The sequence below is a fragment of the Caecibacteroides pullorum genome (genome assembly GCF_019239235.1).
GTDB lineage: Bacteria > Bacteroidota > Bacteroidia > Bacteroidales > Bacteroidaceae > Bacteroides > Bacteroides pullorum.
Genome location: NZ_JAAZTS010000052.1, coordinates 1 through 3,509, shown reverse-complemented (window position 1 = coordinate 3,509; position 3,509 = coordinate 1). Strand labels below are relative to the sequence as shown.

The window sequence follows — 3,509 nt, the reverse complement described above, 5'->3', positions numbered from 1 at the left end:
AGGAAGGCCGCGCACAGAAGGGCTACGGCATCGGCCTGACCTATGCCCGCTACGTGGTCCGTGCCCACGGCGGAGACATCCGGGTGGAAAGCCGGGAAGGAACGGGCAGCACCTTCAGCATACGCCTGCCCCGCAGACAGACAAAAAGGTGATGACAACGAGAGAGCCAGGTCTAAAAGAATCTGACTAAAGAGTAATAATACCGTTTTCCCGGTTTACCAATCTTAAGATGTACGGCAATGAACAGGGGATACAAAATCGCAAAAATCACATACAGGACCACCGGCACATACATCCATCCGGCATCGAAATGTTGCCTTTCGTTATAGGATGAGATTTGGAGATACCAAAACACAACCATATAAATGAAGACAAAGAGATACAGCTGAATCTGGAAATTGACAATATCCTTCAGGTGTTTCCGCAGTTCAGCAACCTGTTCATCGGCACCGTTCGTTTTGGCCAACGAGTAATACAAGAAAGGAGCTATAACAGTTCCCAACGGGAAAAAAGCACCTATCAACACACTTACATACAATTTGACAAGACTAGTATTCATAATTATTACAATTTTCAAAGTGAATATAAACATTATATCGAATTAAGGTTGTAGAGTACTGATAACCAATAGTTCTGGTTCCTTATTCCATATAAACTCTATTCTATTACAATACTTTTCAGCTTTACTATTCCGTTTTTTATTATGAAAAAAAGAAGTGATAAAGGAGTCATTCTCGACTAGTTTCTATTAAGCACAATAAATTGCACAAGCAGCCATTATTGACAAAGTTGCACACGACTTTCCTATTGCATCTAACAAATCACAGATAAATTTGCACCCCGTATCACTATCACAACTTTCTTTAGCAACTGCATAACATTGTGCAACACAATCTGCATATCCCGTCGTATCTGGATCCGGAAATTCCACCCGCGTTTTCGGCTTTGTGCCACCTACCGGAGAAGCCACATCTTGTATCACCACTTCAAATTTGCTTCCTCCTATCTTCGTATATTTCAACGTGGATATATACTGTCCATCCGCGGCAGAGATTTTCACCAAGCCTCCGGTTTCTTCGGACATGCCGCTCCAATCCTCGTAAAGGCTATGGTAAACCTTTCCTCCATTCTTTGAAAACACATTCAGTTTTCCCTTCAGATGTCCGTTCACCATCACAGGAATTACATATTGCTTCATATCACGCGGAAAAGTTGCCACATACACCTTATCCAAAAGCATATTCTCCGTTATAAAGGAATTATCCCGTTGGAAGTCCAGATATTCCTTTGTGGAGAAAAAGGCATTCAATTCCGGATCTACATTTACCACCGGAATTTCATCTTCTTGCGAACAAGAAGTAGAAACTATGACCATACTGACAGTCAGTACCAGCACTGACACCGTTAAAAAAACAATTTTTTTCATACGCTTTTTTTTAATTAGTTTACTATATTTCCTTTACCACTTCTTCTATATACAAATTGGACACTATGGACATACCAGACATCGGAAAATACAAATAGTCTACCGACAAATCACCCCCTATACGAAACACATAAGGACGACCTTCATTGTCTATCCGTTCGTCCACCTTTTCGGTCACACAAATCAATCCGTTCAAGTTCAGATAGGTCTTATAAAAATCCAAGTTCTTCCTTACTTCCTCATCAATGACATAAACCACCTGCTCAGCATTCTGTAAATGTCTGTTCAATAGTTCACTGAATTCTTTCACGCACAATAGGCAATGAGTTCTCCGAAACCGAACAATCAATTTGTAACCCGATGAAACCAACTCTGAGAGTGACAATATTTTCCCCTTCTCATTTTTCAACCGGATATTATCAATCCGGTTAAAATCGCCGTATGCATATGACAGCGATGTATGTTCAAGTAACCTCAGATTCTCTGAGTTCAATGATTGTATGGAATCACCAAACTCCAATTTCTGTTTTACACACTCACTCACCTGTACGTTCTTATAAAAAAGAACACCACACAAGACCAAATTGCAAGCAATGAGCAATGCGTACCAAATTCCACTTTTCATACCATTATTCTGTTTTCTGATTACTTCCACAAAGATACAGGCTATCAACCATATAATACCTAACTAAAACCTAATCTTTACCTAATCAAAATTTACTTTTTTGATTAGGTAAAGATTAAGTCTAGATTAGTATCTCTTCTATCCAAAGAACGATTTATACACTTTCTTAAACGGAATATTATAAAGAGAAATCAGAAACGACAAAGAAATAGCCTGGCAAAACAGGTATCCTGACAATAAGCTGTAATTAGGGCTTCAAACAAAATGCATAAACGACATTCAATAAGAATACTAAAAAAGTAAGGATACAGGGTACATAACCTTTCATTTCCTTCCTTTTTTCTTCAAACGCTTTGCTTGCAGTATAGAGGAACAGAAAGAACCACATCATAATGTAAACCCCTGAGATATACCATTCATTAATTACAAAATTGGATTGCTTGTTAATTACCATAAGCAACACGGAAAGTATAGCCAATCCAATAAACACATTATATAGTACTCTTATTTTCATTTCTTTTTAATTTAGACTCCTATCACATGCAGAGCCAATAACAACAAACAGCAATTATTAAAACCGTCCTATATAGGTAAAGGAGCTACAATCCTCTCTTGAGCCATTGCCTTAAACCCATCCTACTAAATTCTCAATGTCACATATTACAACTATTTTTAATATTAGTATTGTTGCAAATTTAGGGCCTTCATTCCACTTAACACCTAACTAAAACCTAATCTTTACCTAATCAAAATTTACTTTTTTGATTAGGTTTTGGTTACACTTCAACTGTTTTAGAAAAAAACGGAATCACCCGTTGCTTTTCACATTCCTTATTACTACTTTTGGAAGCACATAATCAACATAATTGTCCAACATCATGAAATATGCCTTAGGTACAACCCTCGCTATCTTTGCCATTATCGCATTACAACTGTTCTGGCTTCAGAAGATGTATCGCTCCCACGTATCGGAATTTGAAGATCAAATGGAGACATGCTTCACACAAGCCATTGAAAAAGAAGTGTTAATAAGAAAAAACGATTTGCATGAGAAACGGTTGTCTGATAGCCAGCCCATCCGTCCGGATGAAATCAAAAATTTAGTGGGAGACAGTACGGATATCGCTACCATCAAAAAAAAGAAAAGAATAAATAGTATACCCGAAGGAATAACCCAACTTTTCCAGATGCTGCTCCTGAAGCAAGGGAGTTATCCGCAAGCGGACAAACTGGACAGCCTCTATCAGAAAGGCATGAAAGAGAAAGTCCGTCATTGCATCTGCCTTTACGACAAACAGCAAATCCTTGACCACGCCGGCGACACCACCCTGCTCGCCTCCTCCCACAGCCTGTCCACCCCTCCGATTCCCATCGGGACACAAGACCGGTTCTATCTCCGCCTCTTCTCGGAAAAGCCCTCGGCAGACATCTTCCGGCAAATGACTTATGCCGTACTGC

Annotated in this window: 5 protein-coding genes; 2 read left to right on the top strand and 3 right to left on the bottom strand. The window is 39.3% G+C overall.

What is annotated here, in order from left to right:
* Positions 1–152, top strand: a 152-nt coding sequence (locus HF894_RS15015; RefSeq protein WP_218417854.1) for an ATP-binding protein, incomplete at its 5' end; no start/stop codon positions are given.
* Positions 153–172: 20 nt separating this feature from the next.
* On the opposite strand, the gene HF894_RS15010 is transcribed toward HF894_RS15015, so the two are convergent.
* The 3 genes from HF894_RS15010 to HF894_RS15000 form a co-directional block, all read right to left on the bottom strand.
* Positions 173–559 carry a DUF4870 domain-containing protein gene (locus HF894_RS15010; RefSeq protein ID WP_159436261.1) on the bottom strand — a complete coding sequence of 129 codons (387 nt, stop codon included), beginning with the start codon at positions 557–559 and terminating at the stop codon, positions 173–175.
* 189 nt (positions 560–748) lie between these two features.
* Positions 749–1,426, bottom strand: coding sequence for a hypothetical protein (locus HF894_RS15005; protein WP_159436260.1), 678 nt, complete (start codon positions 1,424–1,426; stop codon positions 749–751).
* A gap of 22 nt (positions 1,427–1,448) precedes the next feature.
* Positions 1,449–1,715, bottom strand: a complete 267-nt coding sequence (locus tag HF894_RS15000; RefSeq protein WP_159436259.1) for a hypothetical protein — start codon at positions 1,713–1,715, stop codon at positions 1,449–1,451.
* Positions 1,716–2,929: 1,214 nt separating this feature from the next.
* Here HF894_RS15000 and HF894_RS14995 point away from each other — a divergent pair.
* Positions 2,930–3,509 (top strand): hypothetical protein (locus tag HF894_RS14995; protein WP_204973447.1); only part of this gene is annotated, 580 nt, incomplete at its 3' end.